16 protein-coding genes, 1 other RNA gene and 1 pseudogene are annotated in these 16,194 nt (G+C 62.2%); 12 read left to right on the plus strand and 6 right to left on the minus strand.

The window, feature by feature from the left end; genetic code table 11:
* Positions 1-13 precede the first annotated feature (13 nt).
* The 7 genes from ssrA to NEI07_RS07160 all read left to right on the plus strand — a co-directional run bounded on the left by ssrA (position 14) and on the right by NEI07_RS07160 (position 5,413).
* Positions 14-371: a transfer-messenger RNA gene (gene ssrA, locus NEI07_RS07130) on the plus strand.
* Positions 372-473: 102 nt separating this feature from the next.
* Positions 474-1,079, plus strand: coding sequence for an SspB family protein (locus NEI07_RS07135; RefSeq protein ID WP_256033669.1), 606 nt, complete (start codon positions 474-476; stop codon positions 1,077-1,079).
* Positions 1,079-1,273, plus strand: a complete 195-nt coding sequence (locus NEI07_RS07140; RefSeq protein WP_256033672.1) for a DUF4169 family protein — start codon at positions 1,079-1,081, stop codon at positions 1,271-1,273. Before NEI07_RS07135 ends, NEI07_RS07140 begins: the two co-directional genes overlap by 1 nt.
* A complete protein-coding gene (locus NEI07_RS07145) occupies positions 1,270-1,548 on the plus strand; it encodes a ribbon-helix-helix domain-containing protein (RefSeq protein WP_256033674.1) in 279 nt (92 codons plus the stop codon). Before NEI07_RS07140 ends, NEI07_RS07145 begins: the two co-directional genes overlap by 4 nt.
* Before the next feature lie 152 nt (positions 1,549-1,700).
* Positions 1,701-4,052 (plus strand): ATP-dependent helicase, encoded by a 2,352-nt coding sequence (locus NEI07_RS07150; RefSeq protein WP_256033675.1) that lies wholly within the window; start codon positions 1,701-1,703, stop codon positions 4,050-4,052.
* A gap of 105 nt (positions 4,053-4,157) precedes the next feature.
* Positions 4,158-5,219: a TIR domain-containing protein gene (locus tag NEI07_RS07155; protein ID WP_256033677.1), complete on the plus strand. Its 1,062-nt coding sequence runs from the start codon at positions 4,158-4,160 to the stop codon at positions 5,217-5,219.
* The gene (locus NEI07_RS07160) at positions 5,219-5,413 is read left to right on the plus strand and encodes a type II toxin-antitoxin system HicA family toxin (protein WP_256033678.1); all 195 of its coding nucleotides are present in this window, start codon (positions 5,219-5,221) and stop codon (positions 5,411-5,413) included. Before NEI07_RS07155 ends, NEI07_RS07160 begins: the two co-directional genes overlap by 1 nt.
* Before the next feature lies 1 nt (position 5,414).
* Here NEI07_RS07160 and NEI07_RS07165 read toward each other — a convergent pair whose 3' ends face one another.
* The gene (locus NEI07_RS07165) at positions 5,415-5,711 is read right to left on the minus strand and encodes a type II toxin-antitoxin system HicB family antitoxin (RefSeq protein WP_256033679.1); all 297 of its coding nucleotides are present in this window, start codon (positions 5,709-5,711) and stop codon (positions 5,415-5,417) included.
* 438 nt (positions 5,712-6,149) lie between these two features.
* Here NEI07_RS07165 and NEI07_RS07170 point away from each other — a divergent pair, with 438 nt between their 5' ends.
* The gene (locus NEI07_RS07170; protein WP_256033680.1) at positions 6,150-7,793 is read left to right on the plus strand and encodes a L,D-transpeptidase family protein; all 1,644 of its coding nucleotides are present in this window, start codon (positions 6,150-6,152) and stop codon (positions 7,791-7,793) included.
* Here the strand turns inward: NEI07_RS07170 and NEI07_RS07175 are convergent.
* Positions 7,782-8,458: pseudogene (locus NEI07_RS07175) on the minus strand (class I SAM-dependent methyltransferase). The gene NEI07_RS07170 and the pseudogene NEI07_RS07175 sit on opposite strands and share 12 nt — an antisense overlap.
* A 100-nt stretch (positions 8,459-8,558) precedes the next feature.
* On the opposite strand from NEI07_RS07175, the gene NEI07_RS07180 reads away from it, so the two are divergent.
* Positions 8,559-10,370 carry an ABC-F family ATP-binding cassette domain-containing protein gene (locus tag NEI07_RS07180; RefSeq protein ID WP_256033681.1) on the plus strand — a complete coding sequence of 604 codons (1,812 nt, stop codon included), beginning with the start codon at positions 8,559-8,561 and terminating at the stop codon, positions 10,368-10,370.
* Between the two features lie 171 nt (positions 10,371-10,541).
* Positions 10,542-11,003 carry a pseudoazurin gene (locus NEI07_RS07185; protein WP_256033682.1) on the plus strand — a complete coding sequence of 154 codons (462 nt, stop codon included), beginning with the start codon at positions 10,542-10,544 and terminating at the stop codon, positions 11,001-11,003.
* Between the two features lie 110 nt (positions 11,004-11,113).
* On the opposite strand, the gene NEI07_RS07190 is transcribed toward NEI07_RS07185, so the two are convergent.
* Genes NEI07_RS07190 through NEI07_RS07200 form a run of 3 tightly spaced genes read right to left on the minus strand, consistent with a single transcriptional unit; the run spans position 11,114 to position 14,016 of the window.
* Positions 11,114-12,433, minus strand: coding sequence for an MFS transporter (locus NEI07_RS07190; RefSeq protein ID WP_256033683.1), 1,320 nt, complete (start codon positions 12,431-12,433; stop codon positions 11,114-11,116).
* Between the two features lie 2 nt (positions 12,434-12,435).
* Positions 12,436-13,143, minus strand: coding sequence for a class I SAM-dependent methyltransferase (locus NEI07_RS07195; protein WP_256033684.1), 708 nt, complete (start codon positions 13,141-13,143; stop codon positions 12,436-12,438).
* Positions 13,144-13,164: 21 nt separating this feature from the next.
* Positions 13,165-14,016 (minus strand): NADPH-dependent oxidoreductase, encoded by an 852-nt coding sequence (locus NEI07_RS07200; RefSeq protein ID WP_256033685.1) that lies wholly within the window; start codon positions 14,014-14,016, stop codon positions 13,165-13,167.
* 90 nt (positions 14,017-14,106) lie between these two features.
* Between NEI07_RS07200 and NEI07_RS07205 the strand changes: the two genes are divergently transcribed.
* Both NEI07_RS07205 and NEI07_RS07210 read left to right on the plus strand, forming a co-directional pair.
* Entirely contained in the window at positions 14,107-14,424 is a 318-nt protein-coding gene (locus tag NEI07_RS07205) for a BrnT family toxin (protein ID WP_256033687.1), read from the plus strand.
* The gene (locus NEI07_RS07210) at positions 14,408-14,671 is read left to right on the plus strand and encodes a BrnA antitoxin family protein (protein ID WP_256033690.1); all 264 of its coding nucleotides are present in this window, start codon (positions 14,408-14,410) and stop codon (positions 14,669-14,671) included. The genes NEI07_RS07205 and NEI07_RS07210 overlap by 17 nt, the downstream gene beginning before the upstream one ends.
* A 162-nt stretch (positions 14,672-14,833) precedes the next feature.
* On the opposite strand, the gene NEI07_RS07215 is transcribed toward NEI07_RS07210, so the two are convergent.
* The gene (locus NEI07_RS07215; RefSeq protein WP_256033692.1) at positions 14,834-16,108 is read right to left on the minus strand and encodes a glycerate kinase type-2 family protein; all 1,275 of its coding nucleotides are present in this window, start codon (positions 16,106-16,108) and stop codon (positions 14,834-14,836) included.
* Between the last annotated feature and the right edge of the window lie 86 nt (positions 16,109-16,194).

Genomic DNA, 16,194 nt, shown 5'->3' on the forward strand with positions numbered 1-16,194 from the left:
ACGCAGACGGTGGGGACTTTCACAAAATCCCCCAAGCGCCTATATTCAATTCGCCGGCGCTTGCGTCGGCTATGGCGATAAACGAACACCGTAATAAACCATTCGGACCCGGGGGCGGTACCCGGCGCCTCCACCAAAGCCCGTCCGCGCGGCGGTTTTTGGCGGGGGCGAAATAGGATTGACGAGGGTGTAAAGGGTGCTTTTTTGCTCGGCATGATACCGCCGTTATCGGGTCAAACTTATAGTTGCCAACGACAACTATGCTCCGGTGGCCGTCGCCGCGTAATGCGGCGCCCAAACTGGGAATTAAGCCCTAGGGGTTAGCACTTCTAGGCGGGGTCAGGAGGCGCCTGGCAACAGAAGCCTCCACTTCAATTTTCTCGCGCCGCGCCGCCGTGATGCTAGCGCGGCAAGCATGGCGGTCGGAAGCGGGTAGCCGGTCGACCATACGGATGGCAGTCTGGCGCGACGCAATGGCTAAAGACATTATTCGCTACGATCTTCTCGTTCAGGACGCCATGCGCGGCGTCATGCGCAAAGTGCTGGGCGACGTCGCCGAGAGCGGCTATCTGCCCGGCGACCATCACTTCACCATCAGCTTCCGCACCGATGCGCCGGGCGTCACGATTTCGCGCCGCCTCGCCGAACAATGGCCGAGCGAGCTGACGATCATCCTGCAGCATCAATGGTCGAATCTGGAAGTCGACGAAGAAGGTTTCGGCGTCACCCTATCGTTCCGCTCGGTCCCCGAGCATCTCTACGTGCCCTACGCGGCCGTCACCGGCTTTTTCGATCCTGCCGTCGAATTCGGCCTGCGCTTTGAGAGCGCCGAAGACGCGCTTGAGGATAGCGACGACGAGGACGCGCCTTTTCCAGGACCAAGCCTTGTCGCGAAAACGCCAGAGCCGGCAAAGCCGTTCAAGCCGGCCAAGGTCGAGCCGGTAAAATCAGAGCCGGCCAAAGTAGAGCCGAACAAGACGCCGGGCGCCGACAGGCAAAAAAAACTCAAGCCGGTCGAAGCAAAGGAAGAAGGCGACGACAAGATCGTCTCGATCGACGCCTTCCGCAAAAAGCCTTGATGGGCGACGTCGTCAATCTGCGGCGCGCGCGCAAACAACGCGACCGCCGCGTCAAGGACGACGCCACGCAAGCGAAGCGCACAGCCTTCGGGCGCAGCAAATCCGAGCGGGAGTTGACCGCCGCGCAGGCGCAGCTGGAGAGCGCCAGGCTCGAGGCGCATCGGCGCGAGCGGGAAGCGGACGATCAGGCGTGAGTGAGGCGCAGGCGCAAGACGCCAGTTCGCGCCGAATCGTCAAGCATTCCGTCGTCATCGCCGGCCATCGCACCAGCGTGTCGCTGGAGGACGCCTTCTGGCGGGCGCTGAAAGACATCGCCGCGCAGGACGGCGTCTCGCTCGCGGCGCTCATCGCCGGGGTCGACGCCGGACGGGGTGAAGCCAATCTATCCTCGGCGCTGCGGGTATTCGTGCTGGAGCGGGCGTTAGAAGCGCGTGAAACGTCCCCAAGCCCCTCAACCCTGGGGTCATAGAGACTGCGCTCCTTGTGCAAATGTTTGCGCGACGTCGGCCGCCTCTTCTCCCCGCATGCGGGGAGAAGTGAGATGAGGGGCCGGGGGATTGGCGCCCAATAAACGGCCGAAACAGTGATTCGCGTTCCGTTCTCCTATATGATTGAAGAATCATGAAGAGCCCTCCGCCCGAGATCGACCATTACGCGCCGCAAATGGGCGGGCTTGCCGCGCGCGCGGCGGCGAGCGCGGGGCGGCCGCGCTATCTCGATGCGCTCAACCCCGAGCAGCGCGCCGCCGTCGAAACGCTCGACGGTCCGGTGCTCGTGCTTGCCGGCGCCGGCACCGGCAAGACGCGGGCGCTGACGACGCGCATCGGCCACATCCTGGCGCTCGGCAAGGCGCGCGCCTATGAAATCCTCGCCGTCACCTTCACCAACAAGGCGGCGCGCGAGATGCGCCAACGCGTCGAGGCGCTGGTCGGCGAGGGCGCGCAGGCCATGCAATGGCTCGGCACCTTTCACGCGATCAGCGCCAAGATCCTGCGCCGTCACGCTGAACTCGTCGGGCTGAAGCCGAACTTCACCATTCTCGATGTCGATGATCAGATCCGCCTCTTGAAGCAGGTGCTGCGCGCGGAGAATATCGACGACAAGCGCTGGCCGGCGCGCGCGCTCGCCATGCGGATCGACGGCTGGAAGAACCGCGGATTGACGCCGGCGCAGGTTCCCGCCGGCGAGGCTGAGAGCTTCGCCAATGGCAAAGGCGCGGCGCTCTACGCACTCTATCAGGAGCGGCTCAAGGTCTTGAACGCCGTCGACTTCGGCGATCTCTTGATGGAGAGCCTGCGGCTCTTTCGCGACAATCCGGATGTGCTCGCCGACTATCAGCGCCGCTTCAAATATATTCTGGTCGACGAATATCAGGACACCAATATCGCGCAATATCTGTGGCTGCGGCTGATCTCGCAGCGGGCGCCGGGGAAACAAAATCTCTGCTGCGTCGGCGACGACGATCAGAGCGTCTATGGCTGGCGCGGCGCCGAGGTCGAGAACATCCTGCGTTTCGAGCAGGATTTTCCCGGCGCCAAGGTCATCCGCCTGGAGCGCAACTACCGCTCGACCGGACATATTCTCGCCGCCGCCTCGCATCTCATCTCGCATAATGAAGGCCGGCTCGGCAAAACGCTGTTCACCGATGGCGGCGAGGGCGAAAAGCCGACGCTCACCGGCGTCTGGGACAGCCAGGAAGAAGCGCGCAGCATCGGCGAGGATATCGAGCAGCTCAGCCGTAAGGACCATTCGCTCGAAGAGATCGCCATTCTCGTGCGCGCGTCGTTTCAGATGCGCGAATTCGAAGAGCGCTTCGTCGAGATCGGCCTGCCCTATCGCGTCATCGGCGGCCCGCGTTTCTATGAGCGACTCGAAATTCGCGACGCGCTCGCCTATCTGCGCTGCGTCGCCCAGCCGGCCGACGATCTCGCCTTCGAGCGCATCATCAATACGCCCAAACGCGGCCTCGGCGACGCGACGCTGCAAATGCTGCATGAATATGCGCGGCGCGAAGCCATTCCGCTGATGCAGGCGGCGCGCGTTCTTGTCGAAAGCGAGGAATTAAAGCCAAAGCCCCGCGGCGCGCTGCGCGGCCTCATTGGCGATTTCGACCGCTGGCGCACGCTGATCGATTCAAAGCCGCAGCATGAGCTTGCCGAGCAGGTGCTCGATGAATCCGGCTACACCGAGATGTGGCGTTCGGACAAGACGCCCGAGGCCACCGGGCGGCTCGACAATTTGAAAGAGCTTGTCCGGGCGATGGAGGCCTTTCCCGACCTTGAGTCCTTCCTCGAACATGTATCGCTCGTCATGGAGGCCGATAGCGCAGTCGATCAAGAGCGCGTGTCGATCATGACGCTGCATGGCGCCAAGGGCCTCGAGTTCGAGACGGTCTATCTCCCCGGCTGGGAGGAAGGGCTGTTTCCGAGCCAGCGCACGCTCGATGAACAGGGACGCGCCGGACTCGAGGAAGAGCGCCGCCTCGCCTATGTCGGGCTGACGCGCGCCAAACGCCGCGCGAAAATCTATTTCGCCAGCAACCGGCGCATTCACGGCCTGTGGCAGGCGACCGTGCCGTCGCGCTTCATCGACAATCTGCCGACGGACAATGTCGAGGTGGTCGAGGCGCCGAGCGGCTCGCAATATGGCTCCTATGGCGTCTCGCGCTTCGCCAATCTCGACGTCTACGGCTCCGACTATTCGACGCCGGGATGGAAACGCGCGCAGGCCGCGCGGGGCGACGCCGGGCGCGGCGAGCCGATGCGCGGCGCGCGCGGCAAGCAGCCCGTGACGATCGAGGGCGAAGTGATCGCGCGCTCGTCCGGCGGTTCGCGCTTTTCAGTCGGCGCGCGGGTGTTTCACCTGAAGTTCGGTCCCGGCTCGGTGGCGGCGGTCGACGGCAACAAGCTCACGGTCGATTTCGACAAGGCCGGCAGGAAGATGGTGCTGGAGAGTTTTGTGCAGGCGGGGTGAAGGCTTTGGACTGAGACGCTGTTATATAAGCCTCTTAACTTGACATTTTTATTAAGAGCCGCTCTTATTTGTCGAAGGTGAACAAATCTGATTCTGGCTGGCTCGATGACCCTTCCCATTCGCACTACCGTCGCTGATATCGAGGCGATCTGCGGCTATCTTGTTACAAAGCCAACTGGCGCAACTTTAGCAGAGGCGAAGGCCGTCTTAGACACCGCAGTTTTAGATGGCAGAAAATTAAGTGCGTATAAGACTTGGAAATTTGTGGAAGAGTCCGCCAACAAGATTCGTATAACTGAGCGCGGAAGGCTGATCGCCCGGTCTAACGGCACCAAGAAGGTCGACGCGCTACGAGCCGCAATCAAGGATTGCCCTCCCTATCAAGGAGCGATTGAAAGAGCGAAACACCGCCAAGAGCACTCAGTGACGGCCAGCGACTTGGGTGCGTATTGGTACGACCATTACGGTGATGAAGCGTCCGACAGCGACAAAATTCTTAATGATCAAGCTGTGTGTTTTTTCCAGTTGGCAGAAGGAGCCGATCTTGGACAGTTAATTGTAGGACGAAGAGGACAGCCAACTCGATTCGAGTTCGACGCCGGAAACATCGATGCGTTCTTAGAAATCGAAGACTCCTTGGAGGAACCGCCCAGCGATCCGCCGCTAGAAAACAAAGACATCGCGGAAGTGGCCAATCCGGGCGAGCCAGACCTGAACGCGAACCAGGCTCATTACTGCAAACCTAGCAACAACCGTGTCTTTATAACGCACGGCAAAAATCATAAGATACTGGAGCAACTGAAAGACATCGTTGCTTACGGAAAGTTTGAACCAGTTGTTGCACAAGATCGAGAAACCGCAGCCAAGCCTGTCCCCGATAAAGTCATGGATGAGATGCGCGAATGTAGCGCTGCTGTAATTCACGTTAGCGTTGAAAAGGTCCTCTATGACAACGAAGGTAACGAATACCCTCAATTGAATGGCAATGTGCTTATTGAGATCGGAGCAGCCATGGCGCTCTACGGCAAGAAATTCATCCTGCTCGTCGAGGATGGCGCTACGTTACCCTCGAACCTACAGGGCTTGTATGAGTGCCGCTATTCAGGGGACGAGCTCAGTGGTGCTGCAACAATGAAACTGTTGAAGGCATTCAACGAGTTCGCCTAGTGCTCACCAACAGCCGCGACATCATTCGCCGCCTGGAAAGGGAAGGATGGCGGCTCGTGCGGTCGAAAGGCTCGCATCGCCAGTTCAAGCATCCGACAAAATCCGGGCGTGTGACTGTGGCGCACCCCAAGAAAGACATGCCGCCAAAGACTGTGCTCAGCATTTATGAAAGCGCAGGCTGGCCGAAGGACTGATTCACTCAGCCGCTTGCCGCCTTTGCGCCCAGGGCGCTTCGACGGCAATCACGATTTCCGCATCGGCAAAACGATCAGCCCATTTCGGGTCGGTTCGCAAGACCTCAAAATCGCGCGGCTCCGGAATTGGCAGCCCGTCCTCGCGCATGCCTTCCGCCCAAAGCTCCAGCGCCTCGCTGGCCATGGCGAAGAGGTCGTCGATGTCATCCGCGGCCGAAAAACATCCCGGCGCGTCGGGAAAGCTCATGCCGTAGGCGCTGTGTTCGTCCTTATGGACGATGACGATGTAGGGCTTCATCAAGCGGCCTCTGGGATCCACGACAAATCATAGCGCGTTCGAGTCCTGCCCGCCATTGCCCATCATGACCGGCCTTGCGCCAGGCATCCACGCCGGGACATCGCGAAACGCATCGCGGAGACGGCATTCGGCTCATGTTCTCACAATTACATCGTGTCGTCGCGTGGATGGCCGCGACAAGCGGGGCCATGACGCGGCGCGATGACGCCTCGCTAACCTGGATTCGAGCCCGGCGCCGTTGTGGCGTCGCCGCCACAGTCCGGCTTTTTCGGGGGCTGAGCGGGGCGCGCCGCCTCGCGCCGATTCCCAAGCCTGACGCCGCGCGTTACTGTTCCGGCGAAGCAATGGAGGATTGCCGCGCGGCGGCGCTCCGCCCATATCTTGACTGGAAAGGCGCCGCAGATCTCGCCGCGACGGGGTCTTGCGCGAGGGACAGCCATGACCGCTGGCGAAACGGCCAAGCGACTTCTCCGCGCCGCGCTTGCGGCCGCGACCGTGTCGGCGTTCGCCGCTCCTGCGGTCGCGGCGCAGTATCCGCCGCGCCGCGCTGAACTTTTCAACCTGCCGCCGCTCGTCGCGCTTTTTGACGTGGAGCGCGTCCCGACGCGCGCGCCGTTGGAAAATTCCGCTTTCGCCGTCGCGGACGCCGCGCCCGCCGCGCTTTTGCTCGACGTCGAGCTGCGCGCCAAGCCTATCAAGCCGGACCCGCTCGACCTCGCCTGGAGCCTTCAGCCCGAGGAGAAGCGCGATCTCGCCTTGGCGCTCGACGCCTGGGCGGCGGCTGGCGACGCGGCTCTCGGGCCGGAGCGCCATCGTCTGCGCGCGGCGCTGGCGGCCGCCTACGCCGCTCGAGATCTCGCGCCTTTTTGGATCGAGAATGGAGAATGGCGCGCCTCGGCTCGGGGCGCGCTCGCGCGCCTCGCGCTCGCCGCCGACGACGGGCTCGATCTTCGCGCCTATGCAGCGCCCGACGCCGAAAAGGCGGCGCCCACGGCGGCGGACGAACTCGCTCTGTCGGAGGCAATCGCCGCCTATGCGCTGCAGGCGCGCGGCGCCCGGATCGACCCTGAGCGCATTTCGCGACTCGTCGGGGCGATAACGACCCTCCCCGATCCGGCGCTGGCCGTGGCCGAAGTCGCCGGCGCGGGCGCAACCGCCGGCGATGCGCTGCAGGCCTATAATCCCACGCATTATGGCTATCAGCAGCTGCGCGAAAAACTCATCGAGCTGAGAACGCAGCGCGCCAGCGCGCCGGCCTCTGACGGACTTTACGCCGCAGCCACTGGGAACGTCACCCAGAGCGACGTCCTGCCGCCCGCAAGCAAGTCCAAGCGGCGCCGCGCCGCTGGACTCGCCAAAGCTTCGACCTCGCGGGTCGAAGCGGAAATCATCGCCAATATGGAGCGGTGGCGCTGGCTGCCGCGCGACCTCGGCGAAGAACGGGTCGAGGTGAATATTCCCGACTTTGAACTCGCCGTCGTGCGGAACGGCGAGGTGACGCATCGCACGCGAATCATCGTCGGCAAAGAGGCGACCCCGACGCCGATCTTCTCCAACGCGCTGCAGTACCTCATCGTCAATCCCTATTGGAACGTGCCGCCGTCGATCCTGAACAAGGAGATGCTGCCGAAGGCGAACGGCGACGTCGCCGCCATCGCGGCGAGCGGCTTCAACGTGTCCTATCGCGGCGGCAAGCTCGTGGTGCGTCAGCCGCCTGGCGAACGCAACGCGCTTGGTCGCATCAAATTCATGTTCCCGAACGATTTCTCGGTCTATTTGCACGATACGCCGTCGCGCAACCTTTTCGCTGCGTCGCATCGCGCCTTCAGCCATGGCTGCATGCGCGTCGACGCGCCTTTCGCGTTCGCCGAAGCCGTGCTCGGCCCCGGCAGCGGCTGGTCGGAGAGTCGCGTGCGCCGGCTGGTCGGCGGCTCGGAGCGCTACATCAATCTCGCCAAGCCGCTGCCGATCCACATTGAATATTTCACCGCCTATGTCGATGAAGGCGGGCGAATCGTGCTGCGCCCCGATCTTTACGGCTATTCCGCCCGCGTGCGGAAGGCTTTGGGGCTAGGCGCCTGAACCTTTCACCGTCGCCGAAAACAGCGCGGCGCAGCCGACCGTTTCGACGCTGACCGCGCTGAAGCGCTTTTCGAGTTCGCGCGTCAGCGTCTCCAGATCGTCCTGCGTATTCGAGAATATGCCCTTCGAATTATAGAACGCCATCAGCCGCTGCGCGGCGAAGCTGCGCGCGACCCCGCCCTGCAGCAGCGTCGAGCCGAAGACGACGGCGCCTGGCGACATCAAGGGCGACAGAAGATCGAAAGCGCGCGCCTTCGTCGCCATGTCGCCCGGCAGGCAATGCAGGAGATAATTGACGCCGAGCGAGTCGAATTTGGCGCCGTTGAAGTCGATTGTCTCTAGGACATTGCGCACATAGGTCTCGGCCGGTAGCGGGCGATGCGTCGCGCCGAGAATTGCAGCGCGTCGCGATTCATATCCATCAGCGCGAGGCGCGGCGTCGCAGTTGGAAAACGGCAGCGATCGAGAAAATAGCCAGTGCCGACGCCGACATCGAGATGATTGCCGCTGATGTGTCGATCGTAATGGGCGAGCAGCCGCGGAGTCGGACATTTCCAGATCCAGCGATTGGACAGGCCGAGCACCAGCACATCGTAGATCGCGAGCATGTTCGGCGTGTAGACCGCCTGTCCGGCGTGAATTTGCTCGGTGGTGATCGGCGGCATCGCTCTCGCTCCGGAACTATCGACGGCTTCGGGGGTGACAACCGACCCGCCTGCGTGGAAGAAGCTTATCTCATGTTCATAAGACGCTGCTAAGCTTCCAATGGCCCCTCCGCCCCTCCTCGCCCTCCAGGGCGTTATGCTCACGCTCGGCGGGAAGCCGCTGCTGGAGGGCGCCGATTTCGCCGTCGCGACAGGCGCGCGGCTCTGCGTCGTCGGCCGCAACGGCTCGGGCAAATCGACGCTGCTCAAGATCGCGGCCGGCGAAATCGAGCCTGACGGCGGCGTGCGCTTCCTGCAGCCCGGCGCGTCGCTGCGCTATCTGCCGCAGGAGCCGGATTTCTCCGGCTTCGCCACGGCGCTTGCCTATGTCGAAGCTGGCCTCGGTCCCCTCGATGATCCCCACATCGCCAGGACGCTGCTCAACGATCTGGGGCTCGAGGGGGACGAAAACCCCGCGCGCCTCTCGGGCGGCGAAGCGCGAAGGGCGGCGCTCGCCCGCGTTCTCGCGCCCGAGCCCGACATTTTGCTCCTCGACGAGCCGACGAACCACCTCGATCTGCCGACGATCCTGTGGCTCGAAGAAAGGCTCGCGGCGTTGCGGTCGGCGCTCGTGCTCATCAGCCATGACCGCCGCTTTCTTCAGGATCTGACCCGGGAAACGCTTTGGATCGACCGCGGCCGCACGCGCCATCTGGCGCGCGGCTTCAAGGAGTTCGAGGCCTGGCGCGATCGCGAATTGGAGGAAGAGGAAAAGCAGCAGCACAAGTTGGAGCGCAAGATCGTCGCCGAAGAACATTGGCTGCGCCACGGCGTTTCGGGGCGGCGCAAGCGCAACATGAAGCGACTCGGGGGCCTGCATCATCTGCGCGCGGAGCGCCGCGATCGCGTCATGCCGACCGGCGACGTGAAACTTGAAGCCAGCGAAGCGCAGCTGTCCGGCAAGCTGGTCATCGAGGCGATCAAGATCGGCAAGTCCTACGGCGAACGCGTCATCGTCGAGAATTTCACGACGCGCATATTGCGGGGCGACCGCATTGGAATCATCGGCGCGAACGGCGCCGGCAAGACGACGCTCGTCAATATGCTGACCGGCGCGCTCGCGCCCGACAGCGGCAAGGTGCGATTAGGCGCCAATCTTGAAATGGCGACTCTCGAGCAAAGCCGCGCGAGTCTCGATCCGGGAACCACCCTGCAGGACGCGCTGACCGGCGGCGGCTCCGACACGATCGAAATCAATGGCGAACGGCGTCACGTCATCGGCTACATGAAGGATTTCCTGTTCAAGCCGGAACAGGCGCGCACGCCCATCGGCAGGCTTTCGGGCGGCGAGCGCGGACGCTTGCTGCTTGCGCGGGCGCTGGCGAAGCCGTCGAATCTCCTCGCGCTCGACGAACCAACCAACGATCTCGATCTCGAAACGCTCGATCTCTTAGAGGAAATGCTCGCGGATTATCCCGGCACGCTCATCGTCGTCAGCCATGATCGCGATTTTCTCGATCGCGTCGCGACCAGCGTTTTGATGAGCGATGCCGACGGCCGCTGGATTGAATACGCCGGCGGCTATAGCGACATGGTCGCGCAACGCGGCAAGGGCGTGGAGACGCGAGGCGCGATCGCCTCAGCGCGGGAGACGAAAGAAAAGCCCGCGCCGCGCGAGAAGGCGGCGATACGGCAAAAGCTCTCCTTCAAGGAGCAGCATGCGCTCGCGACCCTGCCCGGCAAGATCGACGCGTGGCGGGAAAAATGCGCGAAATTGCAGAGTCTACTCGATGACCCGGAGCTTTATGCGCGCGATCCGGCCAAATTCGCCAAGGCGAGCGAAGCATTCGCCGCGCTTCAAGCTGACATCGCTCAGGCCGAAAATGAGTGGCTTGCGCTCGAAATCAAGCGCGAGGAAGAACGGTCAAACTAGAAGACTTCCACTCTACAGCGGCACAATGGAAGTCTTCCATGCAAAGTTTTGCCGCTCGTTATTGATGATCGAAATTAGCATAGCTAGATGTCGGGCTCTCTTCCAAGAGAAGCGCCGCAGGGAAACTTGCATCGGCGCGTCAACTAATAATAGTTCCAGGGAGAAAGCTTCGTGACACGCGCATATCACACTCTTGGCCGCCCTTTCGGCGCGACCGCTTTGGCTCTTGCAATCTTCATCGGATGGTCGCGCCCTTCGATGGCGGGTGAAACCGTCGAGATCAAAATGCTCAACAAGGGCGCGGACCGTTACATGGTGTTCGAGCCGGAGGTCGTTCGGATCAAACCGGGCGACACGATTAAATTCGTCGCGGCCGATAAGGGGCATAACGCCGTCACCATAAAGGAGTTGCTCCCTTCGGGCGCGGAGCCATTCCGCGGCAAGATCAATGAGGAATTGGCGATCACGCTGTCCACGCCCGGCGTCTATGGCTTCCGTTGCGATCCGCACTACACGCTGGGAATGGTCGGCGTCGTCATCGTCGGAGAGCCGACCAATCTCGAAGCCGCCAAGCAGGCGAAGCTGCCCGGCAAGGCGGGCGAGATCATGACGAAACTTCTGGGGAGCCTCTGAGTCTTCGCGCCTAATGCGGCGTTGGCGAACGTCCAATCAGCCGCAAAGAGAGAGGCGTTCGCCGCGGCGAAAGCCTCTCTCAAGAGCCGAGAAATGGCCGCAACGAGACGTCAGGCGCGAAGAAATCGAAAGCCGACCCTGCCGATGCGGAGAATCAGCAAAGCCGTGATCAACGGTCCCAGGGCGAGCGCGAGCAGCGCGTCAGAAAATTCGCCCGTCGCGCCTTTGACGAGACCGACGAGATAGGGACCGGCAAAACCCGAAATATTGCCGATCGAGTTGATCACCGCGACGCCGACGACGGCGTCGCCCGTTCCGAGCGCCAGCGTCGTGAAGCTCCAGAACGTCGGCAGCGCCGCAATCGCGCCGACAGCGGCGACGGACAGCGCGATCATCGACAGCAACGGCGTCGGCGCATAGGCGGCGCAGGCCAATCCCATTGCGCCGACGACGCCGGCGAGCGCCGTGTGGCCGACGGTCTCACGCCGCCGGTCGGAGCTGCGGCTCCAGGCCCACATCGCGAGCGCGGCGCACATATAGGGAATTGACGCCAGCAAACTCGTGACGCCGACGCCGAATCCGAAAGCTTTGATGATTTGCGGGAGCCAGAAGCTCAAACCATAGAGCGCAATGACGATCCCGAAATAGGCGACGCCGAGAATGAGAATGCGCACATCCTTGAGCGCGCGCCAATCGTCGCCATGATCTTGCCCGGCCTCGCGCTCGAGCACGGCGCGCAACGACGCCTTTTCGCCGGACGTGAGCCATTTCGCCGACTGAGGTCCGTCAGGCAGATAGAAAAAACAGACAACCCCGAGAATGATCGAAGGCAGCGCCTCCATCAGGAATAGCCATCGCCAGCCGCTGATCCCGCCGACGCCGTTCAGCGAGGCAAGGATGAATCCCGAGATCGGCGATCCGATCGCACTGGCGAGAGGAACCGCAATCAGAAAGCTGGCGAGAACGCGCGCGCGCTGGGCGGCGGGGATCCAATAGGTGAGATAGAGAATGACGCCCGGCGCGAAACCGGCTTCCATCACGCCGAGCAGCAGACGCAGAACAACGAAGCTCGCCTCGTTCCAGATGAAGGCGGTGAGCGCCGAAACAAGGCCCCAGCTGACCATGATGCGCGCGATCCAGATGCGCGCGCCGACGCGATGCATGATGTAATTGCTCGGCGCTTCGAACAGGCAATAGCCGACAAAAAAAATGCCGGCGCCCCAGCCGAAGAATTCCGGCGTGAAGCCGAGTTCGCCATTCATCGTCAGCGCCGCGAAGCCGATATTCACCCGGTCGAGATAGGCGACGATAAAGGCCGTGACGAGAAAAGGGACCAGTCGCCGCGCCACTTTCGCGACGACGCGGTCGGCGTCGAGAGTCTCGCGCGCCGCTTGCGGCTTTCGCGCGGCTGCGAGCGCCGCTTCCGACATGGCTAAGCTCGCTCAAAGCGCATGAGATGGTGCCAGCGATGCGGAACGCCGCCCGGCAAGCGCGTCAGACCCGCAGCGCGCGCCTGTCGCTCTAGAAGCGATAATGGTTCCGGATAGTCGCTGGTCGAGACATGATCGAAAATCGCGTCCTTCTCAGCTCGCGAAAGGCCGGTCCAATCCTTCTCGATCCAGGCGAAATAATGCCTCAGATAGTCATCGCGCGTTTCGTCTTCCTCACGCATCGTGTCGACCAGCAACAGCAGGCCGCCGGGCGCGAGCGCCCGCGACGCGCGGCGGAAGAATTCCGCTTTGTCCTCGGTCGACAGGTGATGCAGAACGAAACTGCTGTGGAGGACATCATAGGAGACGCCGTCGGAAAGAGCCGACAGCATGTCGCTATGCGCGAGTTGCACGGGGCATGGCAGAGATTTTAGATTTTCGGCTGCGCGCGCGAGCGCGGTGTCCGAAAGATCGATCCCCTTGTAACTCGACGGCGAAATCCGGCGCAGTATCGGCGCAAAGACATGCGCATCGCCACAACCGAGATCGAGCAGAGAGAAGGCTCGCCCTTCAAAGCGCTCGCGCAAGGCGCGCTCGACCTCTTCGCCGAGCGCCGCGTGAAACATTAAATCTTTGACGACGACTTTCTCATAGGTGTCCCAGAGATCGAAAATCTCGCCTGAGTATGCGCTCTTTACATCGGCGTCCATGAGCCAGCCTTTTTTGTCGATTCACTTAAGAGCGAAGCCAAGTGCGTTGAGGGCTTCGCGAATGCGGTCGCGACCGCTCAACGCCTCCGGACCGCGCACGCGCGACAGCGCCTGACGAATCCACCCCTGATCCGGCAAGCCCTGCTCCTTCTGGAATTCCTTGAACTTTTCATCGAGCGTTTCGATCGCCTCGCGCTGCGCGTCGCCCCATTCATACTGCTCGTGATGAAGCACGGCCCCTTGACCGAGGCGAGGCTTGACGGCGGCGTTGGCGGCCGGATCGGGAACGCCGACAACCATGCCGAAGACGGCGAAGACGTTCGGCGGCAAATTCAATTCCTTGGCGACCTCTTCCGGCTTATTGCGCATCGCCCCGATATAGCAGCAGCCCAGACCGATCGATTCAAGCGCGCTGACCGCGTTCTGCGCGGCGAGCGCGGCGTCGACCACGCCTGTCAGGAACAATTCGAAATACGCGAGTCCGGCCGCATCGCGGCCCCTCTCGCGCCCGAGATTTTCGAGCCGCGCGAGATCGCAGAGCCAGACGAGAAACAGCGGGGCGTGATGGACGTGCTTCTGGCCGCCAGCAAGATCGGCGAGACGGGCCTTGCGCGCCTCGTCCTGCACCGCGACGACGCTCCAGACTTGCAGATTTGACGATGTCGACGCCGACTGCGCGGCCGCCACAATGATCTCCAGCGCGCCTTCCGGCAGCGGCTCGGGCAGGAAATTGCGATGCGAACGATGCGCCAGAATGAGATCGAGCGTGTCGTTCCACTGCTTGGGCTTTGGCGAGTCGTCACGGCGATAGCGTTCAAACATCGCCGCCGCGCCGCGCGGATCGATTGGTTGCGGGCTTAAAGGCTTGTTCATGGCGCTTCCTTTAGGCGGGTTGCTCTGCTGGCGCAACATTCCGCCCTTTCGCTTTATTGACTCTGTTGTATATTATGGAAATATACATAAATGGTCAATTTCGAGCATGTCGTCGGTTTCGAGTGGGATCACGGCAACGCGCGCAAAAGCGTCGAAAAGCACGACGTGAGCCAAGCGGAGGCTGAGCAGATTTTCGCCAATGATCCGCTGATCGTAACGGACGACTTGGCTCACGACGACCTGGCTCACAACGAGAGCGAGCCACGCTATCACGCCCTCGGTCGAACGGACGCATCTCGATTGCTGCATGTCACATTCACGCTGCGCTCAAACGGGACGCGCATTCGAGTTATCTCCGCTCGCGACATGAGTCGCAAGGAACGACAACGCTATGAGCAAGACGACTAAGACTCCGCCGCCGACTTTCGCAACCGAAGCAGACGAACGTGCCTATTGGGAAAGTCACGACTCCGCGGAACATGTCGACTGGAGCCAGGCGAAGCGCGTTCGAATGCCGAATCTCAAACCGTCAACAACCTCGATCTCGCTGCGGCTTCCGGTCAGTCTGCTCGAGCAGATCAAGATCGCGGCCAATAAGCGCGACGTGCCCTATCAGTCGCTCATAAAAATCTGGCTCGCCGAAAAAGTCCGCTGAGTCATAGGAAATGCGGTTATCCGTTCGCTTGGACGGTGTCATTCCCGGCAGGCCGAAGGCCTGACCGGGAATCCAGAGCAACGTCGCGAAAGATTGGCTTTTTCTGGATTCCCGATCGCGCGCGCCGCGCGCGTCGGGAATGACATTCGGCCAGATGTGTCGTTACGCGCGCTTCGGCACCAGGATCGCGCGGAAGTCGTTGACGTTGGTGCGCGTCGGCTTGGTCACGATGAGATCGCCGAGCTTTTCGAACGCCGTGTAGGCGTCATTGTTGGCGAAATGCGCCTTCAGATCGACGCCGGCCTTTTTCGCGCGCTCGAACGAATCCGCCGTCATGATCGCGCCAGCGTTGTCTTCGCTGCCGTCGATGCCGTCGGTGTCGCACGCGATCGCCGATATACCGCCAAAGCCTTCGAGCGCGAGCGTCAGTCCGAGCAAGAACTCGGCGTCACGTCCGCCGCGTCCCTTGCCGCGCACGGTGACGGTCGTCTCGCCGCCCGAGATGATGGCGACGGGCGGCTCGAAAGGTTGACCGTGGAGGGCGATCTGCTTTGCGATGCCGGCATGCACGAGCGCCACATCGCGCGACTCGCCCTCCAGGTCGCCCAGGATGCAGGGCGTGAACCCCGCCGACTTCGCTACAGCCGCAGCCGCGTCCAGCGAGCCTTGCGGCGTGGCGATGAGAATGTTCTGCACTTTTTCGAAGATGGCGTCGCCGGGCTTGGGCGTTTCGCATTCGCTCTTTTGCAGATGCGTCAGCACCGCGGCCGGCGCGTCGATCTTATATTTTGCGATTACGGCCAGAGCGTCTTCGCGCGTTGTCGGATCTGGAACCGTGGGGCCGGAGGCGATCACCGAAAGATCGTCATTCGGCACATCGGAAATCATCAACGCGACGACGCGCGCCGGCGCCGCGGCGCGGGCGAGACGCCCGCCCTTGATGGCGGAGAGATGCTTGCGCACGCAATTCATCTCGGAGATGTTCGCGCCGCTTTTCAACAGCGCCTTGTTCACCGCCTGTTTTTCCTCAAGCGTGACGCCCTCGGCCGGCAGCGCCATCAGCGCCGAGCCGCCGCCCGAAATCAGCGCGAGAACGAGATCGTCTTGCGAAAGCCCCTGCACTTTCTGCAAAATGCGCTTCGCCGCTTCACGCCCCGCTGCGTCAGGCACCGGATGCGAGGCTTCGATCACTTCGATGTGTTTTGTCGGCGCGCCATGCTCGTAACGCGTGACGACGAGTCCTTCGAGCGGGCCTTGCCAATGCGCCTCCACCGCGGCCGCCATGGAGGCGGCCGCCTTACCGGCGCCGACGACGATGGTGCGGCCCTTCGGCGGCGCGATCTTCGCGAGATAGGGCGGCAGGCAGACCGTTGGCGACGCAGCGGCGACGGCGGCGTCAAACATGGCGCGAAGGAGGGTGCGGAAATCGTCGGACATCGCGCATTTTACCTTGTTCTTTTGGCAATCCGTCGGTTAGCGCCGTGGAATTGCGACAACCGTCGGCGCTGTCTTTTCAGCATCTC

The sequence above is a fragment of the Methylocystis suflitae genome (assembly GCF_024448135.1).
Lineage (GTDB): Bacteria > Pseudomonadota > Alphaproteobacteria > Rhizobiales > Beijerinckiaceae > Methylocystis > Methylocystis suflitae.

Coding starts and splice junctions, on each gene's coding strand:
- NEI07_RS07190 (WP_256033683.1), bottom strand. CDS start 12,433: ATGTCGGAAGCGGCGCTCGCAGCCGCGCGAAAGCCGCAAGCGGCGCGC.
- NEI07_RS07215 (WP_256033692.1), bottom strand. CDS start 16,108: ATGTCCGACGATTTCCGCACCCTCCTTCGCGCCATGTTTGACGCCGCC.
- NEI07_RS07155 (WP_256033677.1), top strand. CDS start 4,158: ATGACCCTTCCCATTCGCACTACCGTCGCTGATATCGAGGCGATCTGC.
- NEI07_RS07165 (WP_256033679.1), bottom strand. CDS start 5,711: ATGAAGCCCTACATCGTCATCGTCCATAAGGACGAACACAGCGCCTAC.
- NEI07_RS07170 (WP_256033680.1), top strand. CDS start 6,150: ATGACCGCTGGCGAAACGGCCAAGCGACTTCTCCGCGCCGCGCTTGCG.
- NEI07_RS07205 (WP_256033687.1), top strand. CDS start 14,107: ATGGTCAATTTCGAGCATGTCGTCGGTTTCGAGTGGGATCACGGCAAC.
- NEI07_RS07150 (WP_256033675.1), top strand. CDS start 1,701: ATGAAGAGCCCTCCGCCCGAGATCGACCATTACGCGCCGCAAATGGGC.
- NEI07_RS07140 (WP_256033672.1), top strand. CDS start 1,079: ATGGGCGACGTCGTCAATCTGCGGCGCGCGCGCAAACAACGCGACCGC.
- NEI07_RS07135 (WP_256033669.1), top strand. CDS start 474: ATGGCTAAAGACATTATTCGCTACGATCTTCTCGTTCAGGACGCCATG.
- NEI07_RS07210 (WP_256033690.1), top strand. CDS start 14,408: ATGAGCAAGACGACTAAGACTCCGCCGCCGACTTTCGCAACCGAAGCA.
- NEI07_RS07195 (WP_256033684.1), bottom strand. CDS start 13,143: ATGGACGCCGATGTAAAGAGCGCATACTCAGGCGAGATTTTCGATCTC.
- NEI07_RS07200 (WP_256033685.1), bottom strand. CDS start 14,016: ATGAACAAGCCTTTAAGCCCGCAACCAATCGATCCGCGCGGCGCGGCG.
- NEI07_RS07180 (WP_256033681.1), top strand. CDS start 8,559: ATGGCCCCTCCGCCCCTCCTCGCCCTCCAGGGCGTTATGCTCACGCTC.